Source organism: Streptomyces sp. NPDC023573, from assembly GCF_055559735.1.
Genome location: NZ_JBVHKB010000009.1, coordinates 218936 through 235486, shown reverse-complemented (window position 1 = coordinate 235486; position 16551 = coordinate 218936). Strand labels below are relative to the sequence as shown.

General features: G+C 70.1%; 15 protein-coding genes. 6 read left to right on the top strand and 9 right to left on the bottom strand.

Annotation, left to right across the window (positions count from 1 at the left end):
- Window positions 1-23: 23 nt before the first annotated feature.
- The gene (gene ppc, locus ACZ32T_RS27580) at window positions 24-2753 is read right to left on the bottom strand and encodes a phosphoenolpyruvate carboxylase (protein ID WP_467268484.1); all 2730 of its coding nucleotides are present in this window, start codon (window positions 2751-2753) and stop codon (window positions 24-26) included.
- A 328-nt stretch (window positions 2754-3081) separates the two neighbouring features.
- On the opposite strand from ppc, the gene ACZ32T_RS27575 reads away from it, so the two are divergent.
- The 3 genes from ACZ32T_RS27575 to ACZ32T_RS27565 all read left to right on the top strand — a co-directional run bounded on the left by ACZ32T_RS27575 (window position 3082) and on the right by ACZ32T_RS27565 (window position 5457).
- Window positions 3082-4068, top strand: a complete 987-nt coding sequence (locus ACZ32T_RS27575) for an acyl-CoA desaturase (protein ID WP_467268486.1) — start codon at window positions 3082-3084, stop codon at window positions 4066-4068.
- On the top strand, window positions 4065-4751 hold the full coding sequence (locus ACZ32T_RS27570) for a TetR family transcriptional regulator (RefSeq protein ID WP_467268488.1): 687 nt from the start codon (window positions 4065-4067) through the stop codon (window positions 4749-4751). The genes ACZ32T_RS27575 and ACZ32T_RS27570 overlap by 4 nt, the downstream gene beginning before the upstream one ends.
- A gap of 103 nt (window positions 4752-4854) precedes the next feature.
- A complete protein-coding gene (locus ACZ32T_RS27565) occupies window positions 4855-5457 on the top strand; it encodes a Uma2 family endonuclease (protein WP_467369579.1) in 603 nt (200 codons plus the stop codon).
- Window positions 5458-5460: 3 nt separating this feature from the next.
- Here the strand turns inward: ACZ32T_RS27565 and ACZ32T_RS27560 are convergent, their stop codons facing one another.
- Both ACZ32T_RS27560 and ACZ32T_RS27555 read right to left on the bottom strand, forming a co-directional pair.
- A complete protein-coding gene (locus ACZ32T_RS27560) occupies window positions 5461-5826 on the bottom strand; it encodes a VOC family protein (RefSeq protein ID WP_467369577.1) in 366 nt (121 codons plus the stop codon).
- A complete protein-coding gene (locus tag ACZ32T_RS27555) occupies window positions 5823-6629 on the bottom strand; it encodes a trans-aconitate 2-methyltransferase (protein WP_467268493.1) in 807 nt (268 codons plus the stop codon). Before ACZ32T_RS27555 ends, ACZ32T_RS27560 begins: the two co-directional genes overlap by 4 nt.
- Before the next feature lie 88 nt (window positions 6630-6717).
- On the opposite strand from ACZ32T_RS27555, the gene ACZ32T_RS27550 reads away from it, so the two are divergent.
- A complete protein-coding gene (locus tag ACZ32T_RS27550) occupies window positions 6718-7215 on the top strand; it encodes a MarR family winged helix-turn-helix transcriptional regulator (RefSeq protein ID WP_376374095.1) in 498 nt (165 codons plus the stop codon).
- On the opposite strand, the gene ACZ32T_RS27545 is transcribed toward ACZ32T_RS27550, so the two are convergent.
- The 4 genes from ACZ32T_RS27545 to galT form a co-directional block, all read right to left on the bottom strand.
- Window positions 7174-7980 (bottom strand): LuxR C-terminal-related transcriptional regulator, encoded by an 807-nt coding sequence (locus ACZ32T_RS27545; protein ID WP_467268498.1) that lies wholly within the window; start codon window positions 7978-7980, stop codon window positions 7174-7176. The two genes, ACZ32T_RS27550 and ACZ32T_RS27545, sit on opposite strands and share 42 nt — an antisense overlap.
- Before the next feature lie 309 nt (window positions 7981-8289).
- On the bottom strand, window positions 8290-9459 hold the full coding sequence (gene galK / locus ACZ32T_RS27540; RefSeq protein WP_467268500.1) for a galactokinase: 1170 nt from the start codon (window positions 9457-9459) through the stop codon (window positions 8290-8292).
- Entirely contained in the window at window positions 9456-10436 is a 981-nt protein-coding gene (gene galE, locus ACZ32T_RS27535; RefSeq protein WP_467268502.1) for a UDP-glucose 4-epimerase GalE, read from the bottom strand. The genes galK and galE overlap by 4 nt, the downstream gene beginning before the upstream one ends.
- A complete protein-coding gene (gene galT, locus ACZ32T_RS27530; protein ID WP_467268504.1) occupies window positions 10433-11476 on the bottom strand; it encodes a galactose-1-phosphate uridylyltransferase in 1044 nt (347 codons plus the stop codon). Before galT ends, galE begins: the two co-directional genes overlap by 4 nt.
- A 238-nt stretch (window positions 11477-11714) precedes the next feature.
- Between galT and ACZ32T_RS27525 the strand changes: the two genes are divergently transcribed.
- Complete coding sequence (locus ACZ32T_RS27525) at window positions 11715-13388, top strand: sodium:solute symporter family protein (RefSeq protein WP_467268506.1); 1674 nt, start codon at window positions 11715-11717, stop codon at window positions 13386-13388.
- A gap of 15 nt (window positions 13389-13403) precedes the next feature.
- Entirely contained in the window at window positions 13404-13691 is a 288-nt protein-coding gene (locus ACZ32T_RS27520; protein ID WP_467268508.1) for a hypothetical protein, read from the top strand.
- Between the two features lie 35 nt (window positions 13692-13726).
- On the opposite strand, the gene ACZ32T_RS27515 is transcribed toward ACZ32T_RS27520, so the two are convergent.
- Both ACZ32T_RS27515 and ACZ32T_RS27510 read right to left on the bottom strand, forming a co-directional pair.
- A complete protein-coding gene (locus tag ACZ32T_RS27515; protein WP_467369684.1) occupies window positions 13727-14422 on the bottom strand; it encodes a helix-turn-helix transcriptional regulator in 696 nt (231 codons plus the stop codon).
- A 249-nt stretch (window positions 14423-14671) separates the two neighbouring features.
- A complete protein-coding gene (locus ACZ32T_RS27510; protein WP_467369575.1) occupies window positions 14672-16513 on the bottom strand; it encodes an outer membrane protein assembly factor BamB family protein in 1842 nt (613 codons plus the stop codon).
- Between the last annotated feature and the right edge of the window lie 38 nt (window positions 16514-16551).

Here is a 16551-nt window from a genome sequence, read left to right as displayed (position 1 = left end):
CGGGACCGCACCCGCTCACGGGGTCAGCCGGTGTTGCGGAGGCCTGCGGCTACGCCGTTGACGGTGAGGAGCAGGGCGCGGGCGAGCAGCGGGTCGGGTTCCTCGCCGCGTTCGACTGCTTGGCGCTGGCGGGCGAGGAGGGAGACCTGGAGGTAGGAGATGGGGTCGAGGTAGGCGTCGCGGATGGCGAAGGTCTGCTGGAGCACCGGGCTGGTGCCGAGGAGTTCCTTGCTGCCGGTGACCTTGAGGACTTCCTGCACGGTGAGTTCGTGCTCGGCCTGGATGGCGTCGAAGACGTGCTTGAGTTCGTCGGGGACGAGGGTGTCGACGTAGTGCCGGGCGATGCGCAGGTCGGTCTTGGCGAGGGTCATCTCGACGTTGGAGAGGAAGTTCTGGAAGAAGTGCCACTGGTCGTGCATTTCTTCGAGGACGGTGCCGAGGCCGGCTTCGCGCAGGGCCTTGAGGCCGGAGCCGACGCCGTACCAGCCGGGGACGATCTGGCGGGACTGGGTCCAGCCGAAGACCCATGGGATGGCGCGCAGTCCGTCGAGCGAGACGCCGGAGCCGGGGCGGCGGGAGGGCCGCGAGCCCAGGTGGAGGTCGGCGAGCTGGTCCACGGGGGTGGAGGCGAGGAAGTAGGTCGGGAGGTCGGGGTCCTCGACCAGCTTGCGGTAGGCGGCGTGGGCGGCGTCCGAGACGGTGTCCATGGCCGCGTCCCAGCGGGCGAGTGCTTCGTCGGACTGGCGGGGTGCGGTGTGGAGTGCGGAGGCCTGGAGGGTGGCCGCGACGGTCAGTTCCAGGTTTTCGCGGGCGAGGGCGGGGATGAGGTACTTGTCGGAGATGACCTCGCCCTGTTCGGTGACCTTGATCTCGCCTTCGAGCGTGCCCCAGGGCTGGGCGAGGATCGCGTCGTGGGAGGGGCCGCCGCCGCGGCCGACGGTGCCGCCGCGGCCGTGGAAGAGGCGCAGGCGTACGCCGTAGCGGTGGGCTACGTCGCGGAGGCGGCGCTGGGCGCGGTGGATTTCCCACTGGGAGGTGGTGATGCCGCCGAACTTGGAGGAGTCGGAGTAGCCGAGCATGACCTCCTGGACGTCGCCGCGGAGTGAGACGAGGCGGCGGTAGGAGGGGTCGGCGAGCATTTCGTCGAGGATGACGTCGGCGGCCTTGAGCTCGTCGGTGGTCTCCAGGAGCGGGACGATGCCGATCTTGGCCCAGCCGCCGTGGAGGTCGATGAGGCCGGCTTCGCGGGCGAGGACGGCGGCGGCGAAGACGTCGTCGGCGCCCTGGCACATCGAGATGATGTAGGACTCGATGACTTCGGGGCCGAAGCGTTCGAAGGCTTCCTTGATGGTGTGGAAGACGCCGAGGGTCTTCTCGCCCGCGGCGTCCAGCGGGGCCGGGGTGGGGGCGAGCGGGCGGCGGGACCTGAGCTCCTTGGCGAGGAGCTTCTGCCGGTAGTCGCGGGGCATGTCGGTGTAGCGCCAGGATTCTTCGCCGAGGCGGTCGAAGAGCTGTCCGAGGGCGTGGTGGTGGGCGTCGGCGTGTTCGCGTACGTCCATGGTGGCGAGCTGCAGGCCGAAGGCGGACAGCGTGCGGATGGTGCGGTCCATGCGGCCGTCGGCGACGATGCCGCCCTTGTGGGCGCGCAGGGAGGTCTGGATGAGTGCGAGGTCGGCGATGAGTTCGGCGGTGCCGAGGTAGTCGCAGCCGGGGCGGTGGGGGGTGCCGTTGGCGAGGCGTTCGCGGGTGTTGACGAGCTTCTGGCGGACGCAGGTGGCCTTGAGGCGGTAGGGCTCCTCGGCGTTCAGCCGCTTGTAGCGGGGGCTGATCTCGGGGAGGCGCTCCAGGTCGGTCTGGAGGCTGGTGAGGAGCTCGTCGGTGGCTCCGGTGTAGCGGATGGAGTTGGAGAGGAGTCCGCGCAGCTGGTCGACGAGTTCGAGGGCGTCGGTGATGCCGTGCTCGTGCTGGAGGATGAGCACGTCCCAGGTGACGGTGGGCGTGACGTTGGGGTTGCCGTCGCGGTCGCCTCCGATCCAGGTGCCGAAGGTGAGGGGGCGGGTGCCGGCGGGGAGTTCGACGCCGACGCGCTCCAGTTCTGCGGCCAGGTCCTCGAGGACGTCGCCCACGGCGTTGGCGTGGAGTTCGTCGAGGTAGTAGATGGCGTTGCGGGCTTCGTCGGCGGGCTCCGGGCGGACGACGCGGAGTTCGTCGGTCTGCCAGATGAGGTCGATGTTCTCGGCCAGGCGGATGTCCTGGCGGCGGCGGTCGGCCTCGATGACGGGGGTGTCCAGGAGCTCGGCGATGCGGCGGAGCTTGTTGAGGACGGAGCGGCGTGCGGCTTCGGTGGGGTGTGCGGTGAAGACGGGCCGGACGTTGAGGTTCTTGACCGTCTCGCGCAGGTGTTCGGGGTCGGCGTCCTTGAGGCGGTCGGCGGTGCGGGCGAGGAGCCCGCCTTCGGCGGACCGGCGGTCGCGCATCTCGTGGGCGCGGTGGACCTGCTCGGTGACGTTGGCGAGGTGGAAGTAGGTGGAGAAGGCGCGCACGAGCTGTGCGGCGGTCTCCAGGTCCGTGTCGCCGAGGAGCTCGGCTGCTGCCTCGCCGTCGGTGCGGGTCAGGGCGCGGACGCGTTCGACGAGGTCGAGGAGGTCCTGGCCCTCCTGTCGTACGAGGGTCTCGCCCAGGAGGTCGCCGAGGCGGCGGATGTCGGCCCGCAGTTCGGTGGTGGCGGCAGGGGTCTGGTCGGCACTGCTCACAGTGTGCGGCTCCTTGCAGTGGTTGAGCACGTCTGTCAGGGGGGCCGGGGCGCTCGCGGTGCTGACGGGGTCACCCCGGTTGTGCAGAGTGCGGACCGCGCTGTCCGACGGTCCCAGGATAGGTGTCCGGGCGTTCGGCGTGCTCGCTGCCCTGCTGGGTGGTCCCGTTCGGGGGTACACGAAGGGCGGAGGCCGGTTCGCACAAGGGTGGCCACGGTGGTGTCCTCGTGTTGCGGGCCTCTTCGCTGCCATACTTACGTTGCCGTAGGTTACGGAAGCGTAGCCCGCTCATACCGTCATATTTCCTCACCTCACGGGGGACTCCCCAATGCCCACCAGCCCCGATGTGATCGACGACGGCCTGCCGACCGCGGCAGGCGAATCCGCACCCTCCTCCGCCACGCTCGGCGGCGACAAGAAGCGTTCGGTCGAGCAGATCGCGCTGCTGCTCTTCATCGTGGTCCCGTTCGCGGCTCTGGTCGCGGCGGTGCCGCTGGCCTGGGGGCGTGGCGTCAGCTGGCTCGACCTGGGTCTGCTGGTCGTCATGTACTACTGGGGCTGCCACGGCGTGACGATCGGTTTCCACCGCTACTTCACGCACGGTTCGTTCAAGGCGAAGCGCCCGCTCCGGATCGCCCTGGCCGTCGCGGGTTCGATGGCGGTGGAGGGTCCGCTGGTGCGCTGGGTGGCCGACCACCGCAAGCACCACCGGTTCTCCGACGCGGAGGGTGACCCGCATTCGCCGTGGCGGTTCGGTGAGAACTTCCCGGCACTGCTGAAGGGTCTGTGGTGGGCCCATATCGGGTGGATGTTCAACGAGGAGCAGACGCCGCAGCAGAAGTACGCCCCGGACCTGGTCAGGGACCCTGCGATCCGTGCGATCTCCCGTCACTTCCTCAGCTTCACGATTCTCTCGCTGGCGATTCCGCCGCTGGTCGGCGGTCTGGTCACGATGTCGTGGTGGGGCGCGTTCACCGCTTTCTTCTGGGGTTCGCTGGTCCGTGTCGCGCTGCTGCACCACGTGACGTGGTCGATCAACTCGATCTGTCACGCGGTCGGGAAGCGGCCCTTCAAGTCCCGCGACAGGTCGGGGAACGTGTGGTGGCTGGCGGTGCTCTCGTGCGGTGAGTCGTGGCACAACCTGCACCACGCGGACCCGACGAGCGCGCGGCACGGGGTGATGCGGGGCCAGATCGACTCGAGTGCGCGGCTGATCCGCTGGTTCGAGAAGCTGGGCTGGGCGCACGACGTGCGGTGGCCTGATGCGTCGCGTATCGCCTCCCGGCGCAAGCCGGCGGCTGCCGACCCGGCATGATTGACGACGTGGCGACCGACGGAAGTACCAGCGGCGAGAAGAGCAGGCAGGCCCCGACGAGAAGAGCCCGGCGGGTCCGGATGACGGGCAAGGAGCGCCGCGAGCAGCTCCTGGACATCGGCCGCACCCTGTTCGCCGACAAGGGCTTCGAGGGCACGTCGGTCGAGGAGATCGCGGCGCGTGCCGGGGTCTCCAAGCCGGTGGTGTACGAGCACTTCGGCGGCAAGGAGGGCCTGTACGCCGTCGTGGTCGACCGTGAGATGCGCCAGTTGCTGGACCTGGTGACGGGGGCGCTCACGGCGGGCCATCCGCGTGAGCTGCTGGAGCAGGCGGCGTTCGCGCTGCTCGACTACATCGAGACGTACACGGACGGTTTCCGGATCCTGGTCCGTGACTCGCCGGTCGCGCAGTCCACCGGCACGTTCGCGTCGCTGATCAGTGACATCGCGACGCAGGTCGAGGACATCCTGGGTCTGGAGTTCAAGGCCCGGGGCTTCGATCCGAAGCTGGCCCCGCTGTACGCGCAGGCGCTGGTGGGGATGGTGGCGCTGACCGGGCAGTGGTGGCTGGACGTGCGGAAGCCGAAGAAGGCGGAGGTCGCCGCCCATCTGGTGAATCTGGCGTGGCACGGGCTGGAGAACCTGGAGTCGAAGCCGCGGCTGATAGGCCACCGGAAGAGCTGATCCGCGATCCGGTCACCAGTACGTCACCCATTGTGATGACACGTACGGATTCCCGGCCGTAGTGTGGTCGGCAGGGCACAGATTCCCGCCTATGGGAGGAACCATGACCGCCGAGCCGATCACCGGGCGCAGCAGCCGCTGGCCGGTGCCCCCGCAGGACGGATACACCGTGGACGACCTGTTCACGCTGCCCGATCTCCCGCCGCACACGGAATTGCTCGACGGCAGCCTGATCTTTGTGAGTCCGCAGCGAGATTTTCACAGCACGATGATCGACCTTCTGGTGACAGGGCTCCGCCACAGCGCGCCGCGGGAACTGAAGGCGCGGCGCGAGATGACAGTGGTCCTCGACCGGCGCAACGCCCCCGAGCCGGATGTCTGTGTCGTCCGCGCGGAAGCGGTCACCGGCCGGGAACAGACCCGTTTCGAGGCAGCCGACGTGCTCCTCGCCGTCGAGGTGGTCTTCCCGGACTCCGAGGCGCGCGACCGTGACACCAAGCCGCAGAAGTACGCGGCGGCCGGTATCCCGAACTTCTGGCTGGTCGAGATGACCGGCAGCGACCGGCACCCGGTGGTGCGGGTCTACGAGCTGGACCCGGTGAACAAGGCGTACGCCCTGACGGGCATCCACCACGACCGGCTCAAGACCGGCGTTCCGTTCCCCGTCGACCTGGACATCTCGGCGGAGGCGCTCGACGCGCTGTGACGCTCACCCGCTGACCGGCTCCAGGAACTCCAGCCGGTTGCCGACAGGGTCCTGGGAGTGGAAGCGGCGGTGGCCCGGCAGGTTGTCGTCCCACTCGACGGGGGCGCCGTGCCCGGCCAGGCGGGCCGCGCAGGCGTCGATGCCGGTGACGCGCAGGCCCGGATGTGCCTTCCTCGCCGGGCGGAAGTCCTCTTCGATCCCCAGGTGCAGCTGGACCGGGCCGGCCCCGAACCAGCAGCCGCCGCGGGCGGCGAGGGCTGGGGGTTTGGGGAGCTCCGTGAGGCCGAGAACGTGTACGTAGAAGGCCCGCAGGACGTCCTCCGATCCGGGCGGAGCGGCGAGCTGGACATGGTCGACGGCGGTGATCACGGCTGCTCCTCGGCTGTACGGGCCACGGCGAAGATCCGGCGGAACGGGAAGACCGTGCCGTGGGGGCCGGTCGGGTAGGCGGTGCGCAGCAGGTCGCGGTATTCGGTGAGAAAGGCGTCGCGGGCCTCCGGGTCGTCGGCGAGGGCGTCGAGGACGGGGCGCAGGCCGGTGCCCTTGACCCAGTCGAGGACGGGGTCCGCGCCCTGGAGGAGGTGCAGGTAGGTGGTCTCCCAGACGTCTACGGTCCGGCCGGGTGCGGTGAGGTGTTCCAGGTAGTGGGCGGGGGTGTGTACGGCGTCCGAGTGGCGCAGGAGGCCGCCGAGGCGGTCGTGCCAGCGGGGTGAGCCGGCGAGTTCGCGCATGAGGGTGTGGCTGGGGGCGTCGAAGTTGCCGGGGACCTGGAAGGCGAGGGTGCCGCCGGGGGCGAGGGCGTCCAGCCAGTGGGGGAAGCGGGCGGTGTGTCCGGGGACCCACTGGAGCAGGGCGTTGGAGACGATGAGGTCGTACGTCTCGGCGGGCTCCCAGGTCGCGGCGTCGGCTTCGGTGAAGTCGAGGAGGGGTCCGGCGTGGGTGCGGGCGCGTTCGAGCATCTGGGGTGAGCTGTCGTAGCCGGTGATGCGTGCGCCGGGCCAGCGGGTCGCCAGGAGGGCGGTGACGTTGCCGGCGCCGCAGCCGAGGTCGGCGATGCGGGGTGCGGGTTCGTGCGGGAGGGGTCCGGTCCGGGCCAGGAGGTCGTGGAAGGGGCGGGTGCGGTGGTCGGCGTGGCGGAGGTACTGCCGGGGGTCCCAGGTGGGTGCTGTCATGGGGCCAGGATCACCAGGCACTTCTCTTGATGTCAAGACACTTGAATTCAAGAGACTTCATGTCGAGGGACCCTCTACACTGATCGACATGGAGGACGAGGTCGACCGACTGGTCGCTGCATGGCGCCGTGAGCGCCCCGACCTCGACGTGGAACCACTCGAGGTCCTGAGCCGCGTCTCCCGCCTGGCCAGGCATCTCGACCGCGCCCGCAGGATCGCCTTCGCGGAGCACCAGCTGGAGCCCTGGGAATTCGACGTACTGACGTCCCTGCGCCGCGCCGGCGCCCCGTACCAGCTCTCCCCCGGCCAGCTGCTGACCCAGACCCTGGTCACCTCGGGCACGATGACGAACCGCATCGACCGGCTGACCAAGAAGAATCTCGTCGAGCGGCTGCCCGACCCGAGCGACCGCCGCGGTGTCCTCGTCCGGCTGACCGACCTCGGCCGCGACAAGGCCGACCAGTCGCTGGCCGGGCTGCTCGACCAGGAGCGGGCCATCCTGGGCGAGCTCTCCCGTCAGCAGCGGTCCGAACTGGCCGGACTGCTACGCCAGTTGACCGCCCCGTTCGACAACATCCCCGGTTAGCGCCGCCGGGCCCACCCCGGCCCGCCGCGCCAGCGCCACGGCCGCCAGCGTCGAGTGCACGCCCAGCTTCCCCAGCACGTTCTGCATGTGCGTACGCACCGTGTGCGGCGAGAGGAAGAGCCGCTCCGCGACCGCCTTGCGGCCCAGACCGGCCACCATGCAGCGCAGCACCTCGCGCTCGCGCGGGGTCAGCGACTCGACGAGCTGCTCGCTCTCCGTGCGGTGCTTGCGGGCCGCGGTCAGCTCCCGCAGGACACCGGTCAGCAGCGCGGCCGGCAGATGCGTCTCGTCGCGCAGCACCCCCCGTATGACCGTCAGCAGCCGTTGCAGCGAGCAGTCCTTGGCGACCCAGCCCGAGGCACCGGCCTGCAGCGCCATCGCGGCCCGGCGCGGGTCGTCCTTCTCGGCGAGCACCACCGTACGGATCCGGGGCCGGCCCGAACGCACCTCCGCCACCAGCGATATGCCGTCCACCGGACCGGCTGCGGGCGTACCGGCGGGCGCGCCGTCAGGTGCGTCGCGCGGCGCGGGAACGGTGCGGGTGCCGCCGGGGGCGAGGACGCCCAGTTCGGCGTCGACCAGCATCACGTCGTAGCGGCGGCCCTCGGCGGCCGCGCGCTCCAGACATCGCAGCGCGGCGGGGCCGCTGCCCGCCGCGGAGACGTCGACGTCCGGTTCGGCCGCGAGGGCCGCCGCGAGGGACTCCGCAAAGATGCGGTGGTCGTCGACCACCAGAACCCGGATACGAGCCACAGACACCCCCATGCTGTGTGAGCTCCTGGGGCGTCCCGTCCATGGCCGGCCCCGGCGGGGAAGGACCACGGCGGGTACGGCGCCCGGAGCACTCCGGTGGACCCTCCGGCGCACGGCCGCCGCCGTGTGCCGGCCGGCCACCCGCTCCGGGCGCCGTACCCGACTGTCTCGTCCCCTGAAACGGCACCGGCCCCCACCGGTGCTGCGCATCAGCCTACGGCGGGCGGGGGGTGGCGGAAGGCGATTCGCAGAACTGACCGCCCTGGGTGTTCCGGGGGTTGTCCATGTGCCGTCTTGGGACCGAAGTAGACAGAGATCGTCTTATTCTGTGATCCGTCGGCCTCCCGCCGAGGGAACCGCGGGGAAGATTCCGGGGGCGGCGTGTCCGGCCGCGGTGAAGGCCTCGGAGACGGCCTTGGCGACGGTGTCCTCCATCGCCTCCTCCACCAGCACGATCGCGGAGCCGCCGAAGCCGCCCCCGGTCATCCTGGCCCCGAGCGCCCCGGCGTCGTTCGCCGCCGAGACCACGAGGTCCAGCTCCGGGCAGGAGACCCGCAGGTCGTCGCGGAGCGAGACGTGGCCCGCGTTGAGGACCGGCCCCGCCGCGCGCACCTCACCCGCGTCGAGCAGCGCGATGACCTGCTCCACCCGGTGGTTGTCGCTCACCACGTGGCGGACGTAGCGCACGACCGACTCGTCCTCGCCGGCCGCCGCGAGGGTCTCCAGCGCGGCGTCCAGGTCTTCGTACGGGAGGTCGCGGAGGGTGCCGATGCCGAGTGCCCGGGCTCCCGCCTCGCAGCCGGCCCGGCGTTCCGCGTAGGCGCCGTCGCCCAGGGCGTGCTTGACGCGGGTGTCGACGACCAGCAGCTTCAGCCCGTGCGCGGCCAGGTCGAAGGGGACCTGTCGCAGCGTGAGGTCGCGGGTGTCGAGGTGCAGCGCGTGGCCCTCGGTGCAGCACGCGGAGGCCATCTGGTCCATGACGCCGCAGGGCACACCGACGAACGCGTTCTCGGCCCGCTGGCCGAGGACGGCGACCTCGGGGGCGCTGAGGCCCAGCTGGAAGAGGTCGTTCAGGGCGAGCGCGGTGACGACCTCCAGGGCGGCCGAGGAGGAGAGGCCTGCGCCGACCGGGACGGTGGAGGTGAGCTGTATGTCCGCGCCGGTGATGTCGTGGCCGGCCTCGCGGAGCGCCCAGACGACGCCGGCGGGGTAGGCGGCCCAGCCGTGGCCGGAGTGCGGGGTCAGCTCGTCGACGCGCAGGGAGACGACTCCGCCCGGCACGTCGGTGGAGTGCAGGCGCAGTTGTCCGTCGGTGCGGCGGGCTACGGCCGCGCGTGCGGTGTGCGGGAGGGCGAGCGGCATGACGAAGCCGTCGTTGAAGTCGGTGTACTCACCGATCAGGTTCACTCGTCCGGGTGCGGCCCAGATTCCTTCGGGGGCGTTCCCGTAGAGCGCGGTGAAGGAGGCGGTGAGCTCGGCGTTGTCGGTCATGGTGCGGTGGGCTCCTCTCGGCGGGCGAACGTCCAGGCGTCGGCGACGATGGCGGCCAGGTCGGCGCGCGACGGCTGCCAGCCGAGCCGCTCCCTGGCGGTGGCGGCGGAGGCGACGAGGACGGCCGGGTCGCCGCCGCGCCGGGGTGCGGCGGTCTCCGGGACGGGGTGGCCGGTGACCTTGCGGACGGTCTCGATCACTTCGCGTACGGAGAAGCCGTTGCCGTTGCCGAGGTTGCAGATGAGGTGCTCGCCCGCGGTGGCCGCTTCGAGGGCCAGGAGGTGGGCCTCGGCGAGGTCGGCGACGTGGATGTAGTCGCGTACGCAGGTGCCGTCCGGAGTCGGGTAGTCGTCGCCGTAGACGGAGATGGACTCGCGCTGTCCGAGGGCGACCTGGAGGACCAGCGGGATGAGGTGCGACTCGGGGTCGTGGCGTTCGCCGTGGCTGCCGTAGGCGCCGGCGACGTTGAAGTAGCGCAGGGAGACCGCTGCCAGGCCGTGGGCGGCGGCCTCGCCGGTGATCATGTGATCGACGGCGAGCTTGGAGGCGCCGTACGGGTTGGTGGGTGCGGTGGGGTCCGACTCGGTGATGGGGCTGGAGACGGGCTCCCCGTACGTCGCCGCCGTGGAGGAGAAGACGAGGGTGCGCACCCCGGCGTCGCGCATGGCGGCGAGGAGGGCGGTGGTGCCGCCGACGTTGTTGACCCAGTACTTCTCGGGGTCGACGACCGACTCGCCGACCTGGGAGAACGCGGCGAAGTGGAGCACTCCGTCGTAGCTGGCGTCCAGCCACTTCGCGGCGTCCTGGATGCGGCCCTCGATGAACTCGGCGCCGGCGGGGACGCCCGCGCGGAAGCCGGTCGACAGGTCGTCGAGGACGGTCACGGTGTGACCGGCCTCCAGCAGGTGTGCGGCGACGACACCGCCGACGTATCCCGCGCCACCCGTCACCAGGTACTTCTTGCCGGTGTTGCTCACTCGCTCGCTACCTCTCGCAGTCGCTGGGCCGCGGCCTCCGGCGGCACGTCGTTGATGAAGACGCCCATGCCGGACTCGGAGCCCGCGAGGAACTTCAGCTTGCCGGTGGTCCGCCTGATGGTGAAAAGCTCGAGGTGCAGCCCGAACTCCTCGCGCCCGGGGACCCTGAAGGGTGCCTGGTGCCAGGCCGAGATGTACGGGGTCGGCGGCTCGCCGGGGCCGAAGATCCGGTCGAATCGCCTCAAGAGTTCCAGATAGACCTGTGGGAACTCCGTGCGTGCGCCCTCATCGAGTTCCCGCAGGTCGGGGACGCGTCGGCGCGGGTGGAGGTGGACCTCGTACGGCCAGTGCGCGGCGTAGGGCACGAAGGCGACCCAGTGCTCGCCCTCCAGGACGATCCGGTCGCCGTCGGCCAGTTCGCGGGCGACGACGTCGTCGAAGAGGTTGCGGCCGGTCTCGGCGCGGTGGTTCTCCATCGAGCGGAGCATCTGCTCGGTGCGCGGGGTGACGAAGGGGTAGCCGTAGATCTGCCCGTGCGGGTGGCCGAGGGTGACGCCGATCTCGGCGCCCCGGTTCTCGAAGCAGAACACCTGGGTGACCTGCGGGAGCTCGGCGAGGTCGGCGGTGCGGTCGGTCCAGGCCTCCAGGACCAGGGCGGCCTGGTCCTCGGTGAGGCCGGCGAAGGAGACGTCGTGGTCGGAGGTGAAGCAGACGACCTCGCACCGGCCGGAGTCGCCGGCGAGGGAGGGGAAGCGGTTCTCGAAGACGGCCACGTCGTAGCCGCTGTCGGGGATCTCGCTGAGCCTGCCCTCCTGGGAGGGGCAGAGCGGGCACTCGTCGGCCGGCGGGTGGTAGGTGCGCCCCTGCCGGTGCGAGGCGATGGCGACCGAGTCACCGAGCAGCGGGTCGTGGCGGATCTCCGAGGACGTCGAGACGGCATCCAGCGGCCGCAGGTCGACGGCGTCGCGGACGGTGTCGTCCGCGGAGTCGTAGTAGATCAGCTCACGGCCGTCGGCGAGGGTCGTAACCGTCTTCTTCACCAGGCTCCTCCATGTAACGCCCTCCGAACATAACCGCACATAACAAATCACAACTCAACACGACAGTCAATGCCGACGAGTCCTGTGAACACCCTGTGCACAGGGACACCCGGAACCCGGACATTTCATCCCGTGCGATCACGATCAAACAAAGAACGCCATGCGACCTGTTCATTTTTTGAACACATGGGCGTAGGTTCCGTCGGGTTCAGTTCGCGCAACGAAGCGAGTACCCCCCATGCAATATCTGGCCGAAGGGCTCCGGCTCCCCACGAACGGGCTCGATTACACAATTCTGGCGATCTACTTCGTCGTGGTGCTCGGCATCGGCTTCGCCGCCAGGGCCAGTGTGAAGACGAGCCTCGACTTCTTCCTGTCCGGGCGGTCCCTGCCCGCCTGGGTGACCGGCCTGGCCTTCGTCGCGGCGAATCTCGGGGCGACCGAGATCCTCGGCATGGCGGCGACCGGCGCGCAGTACGGCGTCGCGGTCGTCCACTGGTACTGGATCGGCGCCATCCCCGCCATGGTCTTCCTCGGCCTGGTGATGATGCCGTTCTACTACCGGTCCAAGGTCCGCTCCGTGCCGGAGTTCCTGCTCCAGCGCTTCGACAGGTCGGCGCACCTGCTGAGTTCCGTGCTCTTCGCCTTCGCGGCGATCCTGATCGCGGGCGTGAACCTCTACGCCCTGTCGATCGTCGTGGAGGCACTGCTGGGCTGGGACCGCTGGGTCGCGATCGTCGTCGCCGGCGTGTTCGTCCTGCTCTACATCACCATCGGCGGCCTCTCGTCCGCGATCTACAACGAGGTGCTGCAGTTCTTCGTCATCCTCGCCGCGCTGATCCCGATCACCCTGCTGGGTCTCAAGCGTGTCGGCGGCTGGGACGGCCTCAGCGGATCGCTGGAGAAACAGCACGGCACGGACTTCATGTCCGCCTGGGGCGGTACCGGCATCGGTGACGCCAACCCGCTCGGCGCCAACTGGCTGACGATCATCCTCGGCCTCGGCTTCGTGCTCGGCTTCGGCTACTGGACGACCAACTTCGCCGAGGTCCAGCGCGCCCTGTCCGCGAAGAACCTCTCCGCAGCGAAGCGCACCCCGCTGATCGCCGCCTTCCCGAAGATGTTCATCGTGTTCCTGGTGATGATCCCGGGCCTGGTCGCGGCGGTCGTCGTGCCCAACATCGGCGCCGGGGGCAAGGAGGACCCGAGCTACAACGACGCCATTCCGCTGCTGATGCGGGAACTGCTGCCCAACGGTGTGCTCGGCATCGCGGTGACCGGTCTGCTCGCCGCGTTCATGGCCGGGATGGCGGCCAACGTCTCCTCGTTCAACACGGTGTTCACCACGGACATCTGGGCGCGATACGTGAAGAAGGACCGGTCCGACGCCTACTACCTGCGCTTCGGCCGGCTGATCACGGCGATCGGCGTGCTGGCGTCCATAGGCACGGCGTTCATCGCGGCCAGCTTCTCCAACATCATGACGTACCTGCAGACCCTGTTCTCGTTCTTCAACGTCCCGATGTTCGTCGTCTTCATCATCGGCATGTTCTGGAAGCGCGCCTCGATGAAGTCAGGCGTCTGGGGGCTCGCCGCGGGCACCACGGCCGCGATGGTCAACTACTTCGTCATCTACAAGCAGGGCATCATCGACACCCCGACCGACCAGGGCGCCAACTTCGTCTCCGCGATCGTCGGGTTCGTCGCGGGTGCGGTCGTCATGGTCGTGGTCACCCTCTTCACGGCACCCAAGCCCGCCGCCGAACTGGCCGGTCTGGTCTACGGCACGGAGTCCCCGGACGCCGACGAGATTCCCGACGAGGGCGACAACGCCTGGTACCGCAAGCCCGCCCTCCTCGGCTGGGGCGCGGTCGTACTCGCCGCCGCCTGCTACCTGCCCTACTCGCTCTGATCGGAGGCACTCACCATGTCCGACCTGCACAAGGAAGTCTCCGATCTGGAGCAGAAGTCCGCGACCGCGGCCCGGCTCTTCGACATCCGGCGGATCATCGGCGGTCTCTTCGTGGTCTACGGAGTGATCGTCACCATCGCCGGCATCAGCCCGTCCGACGCCGACCTGAAGAAGGCCGAGGGCGTCCACATCAACCTGTGGACCGGCCTCGCCATGCTGGCCCTCGGGCTCTTCTTCCTGATCTGGATGAAGCTGCGCCCGGCCCAGGTGCCCGACGAGGCCCCCGGCACACCGGAGAGCTGACCCCGGCACCCCGCGGGGGCCGGACGATCACGCGTTCACGCGAGGCCGTCCGGCCCCTGCGGCGTTCCCGCCGCGGCCCGGTCGAGCAGTCCCGTACGGGCCGCGAGCGCGGCGGCCTCCAGCCGGGACCCGACTCCGAGCTTCATCAGCACCCGCTGCACATGGGTCCGCGCGGTACTCGGAGCGATCCCCATGCCGGCCGCGATCAACCGGGTGTCCTCGCCCTCGGCGACCCGCACCAGCACCTCGATCTCGCGCGGGGTCAGCATCCGCAGCAGCCGCTGGCCCTCGTCGTCCGGCTGCACCGCCGGATGCAGCAGCTCCGCGAAGGCGCCCCGCAGCAGCTGGGGTGCGACCGCCACCTCACCCGCCCTGGCCTTGATCATGGCCCGCTCGACGCCCTCTATCCGCTCGTCGTGCCGGACGTAGCCGGCCGCTCCCGCCGCGAACGCGGCGGCGATCCCCCGCGGGCTCGGCACCGGGCCCAGCACCACCACGGCCACCTGCGGACGCTCCCGTCCGATGCGTGCGATCGGGTCGAAGGCCCCGGGCTCGGCGGGCGCCGCCGTGCCGAACAGGCAGACCTCCGGTGCCCTGCTGACGACCAGTTCGGCGGCCCCCGACGTCGGAGCGGCTGCCGCGAGCACGCGGTGCCCCCGCAGTTTCAGTGCCGAGGCGAGTGCCTCGGCGAGCAGTCGGTGGTCATCGACCACCATGAGCCGCACGCCCATCGGAAAAGCCCCCATGTGTGCAGCGCACTACCGCTGCGTAACCCTGAACAGGCCCCCCGGCCCCTCTGCCCCGGCAAGTTACACGCTTGTTCGACGCCGCGCGCCCTCTACCGGGCAGAAGCCCCCCGGAATGCCGAATTCTGCGTCATTCAGGGTCGCTTCGCCGTCGGAAAACGACCGGCCCTGCCGGTCGGGTGATCAACCGGCAGGGCCGTCGCCGCCGGCCCGCGAACGGGCCGGGCGGGCGGGTCAGTCGGTGCTGAAGGAGACGACGAGGTACTGCTTGTCGTCCAGCGAGCTCGACTTGCTGGGCTCACTGACCATCTGCTCGGAGATGAACAGCCGGCCCTTCTCGTAGAGGAACTCGGAGTAGTCGACGGAGAAGCTCGTCTCCGCGTCGCGGGCCGACTCCTCGTCCGGGTTGACCATCAGCACGGTCTGCTCGAAGGTCGAGCCGTTGATGGAGACGATCTGGCCGCCCTTGTCGTAGGGGGGCTCCTTGTACGCGATGACGTTGGAGCCGTCCATGCGCAGCGGGGTCAGCGCGTAGCGGTCACCCGCGTCCGCCCTGCCGCCGACGAGCTTGCCGGTGGTGAGGTCGAACGCGACGATCTCATTGGTCTCGCCGTACTCACCGCCGCCCTCGTGCCTCTCGGTCGGCACGTAGAGCTTGTTGTTGCCGACGGCCAGTGCGGTGCACTCCTCGACCTCGGTGGAGCCGCAGTCCGCCGCGTACTTGTCGGCGTCGGCGGAGATCCGGACGATGAGCTTGCCGGTGGCCGCGTCGATGGAGAAGAAGTCCGAGATGCTGCTGCCGTCGCCGGCGGTGTCGCCGACGTCCGCCGCGACGACGAGCGGCTTGGTGGAGACGATGCTCGCGTACTCGACGCCGGCCGGCATGTTGTACGAGGAGAGCGGTGCGCCGGTGGTCGGGTTCAGCGCCTGGATGGTGAGCTGCGGAGCGTCGTAATCACCGCACTTGCGGACCACGGCGAGGGCCTCGCCGCCGCCGTAGCCCATGTCGTAGCAGTTGTTGGTGTCGGCCTTCGGCTTCCAGAGTTCGGCGCCGTTCGCCAGGTTGAAGGCGGCGCCGCCGCTGGTGCCGCCTGCGGCGACCGTGGCTCCGCTGAGCGTGACCTCGTTGAACCTGACGGCTTTGTCCCCGCTGGACGCGGAGGTGACGGACTTGCTCCACATCAGCTTGCCGGTGGCCAGGTCGAGCGCGCCGATCTGGGTGCAGGAGGGGTACTTGTCCGCGGCGCTCGGCTTGCCGTCCTCGAAGGCGATGGCCGTCCTGAAGTCCTTGCTCATGTGCCGGGACGCGGCGCAGAGCTGACCGGTCAGCGGGATCGTCCAGAGCTTGGTGCCCTTGGCGAGGTCGTAACCGACGACCTCGTACACGCCGGTCTTCACGTACACCTTGTCCGTCACCCAGGAGCCGGCGACGTTCGTGGTGTCGGTGACCTTCGGGTGCGGGAGCTGGAAGCCGACCTCGGACTTGGTGTCGGCCGGGGCCTTCTCGGTGCCGCCGGCCAGGCCGTCGCCCTTGCCCTCGCCTCCCTTGCCCTCGCCGCCCTTGCCTTCGGTTCCGGCCGAGGACGCCTCGTCCTGCTTGCCGTCGTCACTGCCGCTGGAGGCGTAGAAGATCCCTCCGCCGACGATCAGCACCACGGCCACGACCGCGGCGACGATGATCTGCATCTGGGTGTTGAACTTCTTGCCGCCGCCCGGCTGGGGTGCGACGTACTGCGGCTGCATCGGAGCGGTCGGGTAGCCGTACCCCTGCTGCGGGGGCATGCCCGGCTGTCCGGGCGGGGGCCCCTGCGGGAAGCCGTAGCCGGGCTGGGCCGGCGGCTGGCCGGGGGGCGGCGCCTGCGGGTAGCCGTACGCGGGATTCGGCGGCGGCTGCTGCCCGGGCGGGGGCGGCGGCGGGCTGCCGTAGCCGCCGGCGGGCGGAGTGGGCGGCGCGGGCGGGGGCTGCTTGCCGAACGGGTCGGCGGGCGGCGGGGTGGGCGCGCCGAATCCGCCGGGCGGCGGGTCCTGCGGGGCGCCGAACCCGCCCTGAGGCGGTTCGTTGGGCGGCTGGGTCATGGCGTGCGTACCTCTGCGGAGTCTGAGAAGAAGGAAGG

Coding starts and splice junctions, on each gene's coding strand:
- ACZ32T_RS27555 (WP_467268493.1), bottom strand. CDS start 6,629: ATGACAGCACCCACCTGGGACCCCCGGCAGTACCTCCGCCACGCCGAC.
- ACZ32T_RS27570 (WP_467268488.1), top strand. CDS start 4,065: ATGATTGACGACGTGGCGACCGACGGAAGTACCAGCGGCGAGAAGAGC.
- ACZ32T_RS27525 (WP_467268506.1), top strand. CDS start 11,715: ATGCAATATCTGGCCGAAGGGCTCCGGCTCCCCACGAACGGGCTCGAT.
- ACZ32T_RS27515 (WP_467369684.1), bottom strand. CDS start 14,422: ATGGGCGTGCGGCTCATGGTGGTCGATGACCACCGACTGCTCGCCGAG.
- ACZ32T_RS27520 (WP_467268508.1), top strand. CDS start 13,404: ATGTCCGACCTGCACAAGGAAGTCTCCGATCTGGAGCAGAAGTCCGCG.
- ACZ32T_RS27510 (WP_467369575.1), bottom strand. CDS start 16,513: ATGACCCAGCCGCCCAACGAACCGCCTCAGGGCGGGTTCGGCGCCCCG.
- ACZ32T_RS27565 (WP_467369579.1), top strand. CDS start 4,855: ATGACCGCCGAGCCGATCACCGGGCGCAGCAGCCGCTGGCCGGTGCCC.
- ACZ32T_RS27550 (WP_376374095.1), top strand. CDS start 6,718: ATGGAGGACGAGGTCGACCGACTGGTCGCTGCATGGCGCCGTGAGCGC.
- ACZ32T_RS27575 (WP_467268486.1), top strand. CDS start 3,082: ATGCCCACCAGCCCCGATGTGATCGACGACGGCCTGCCGACCGCGGCA.
- galK (WP_467268500.1), bottom strand. CDS start 9,459: ATGACCGACAACGCCGAGCTCACCGCCTCCTTCACCGCGCTCTACGGG.
- ACZ32T_RS27545 (WP_467268498.1), bottom strand. CDS start 7,980: ATGGGGGTGTCTGTGGCTCGTATCCGGGTTCTGGTGGTCGACGACCAC.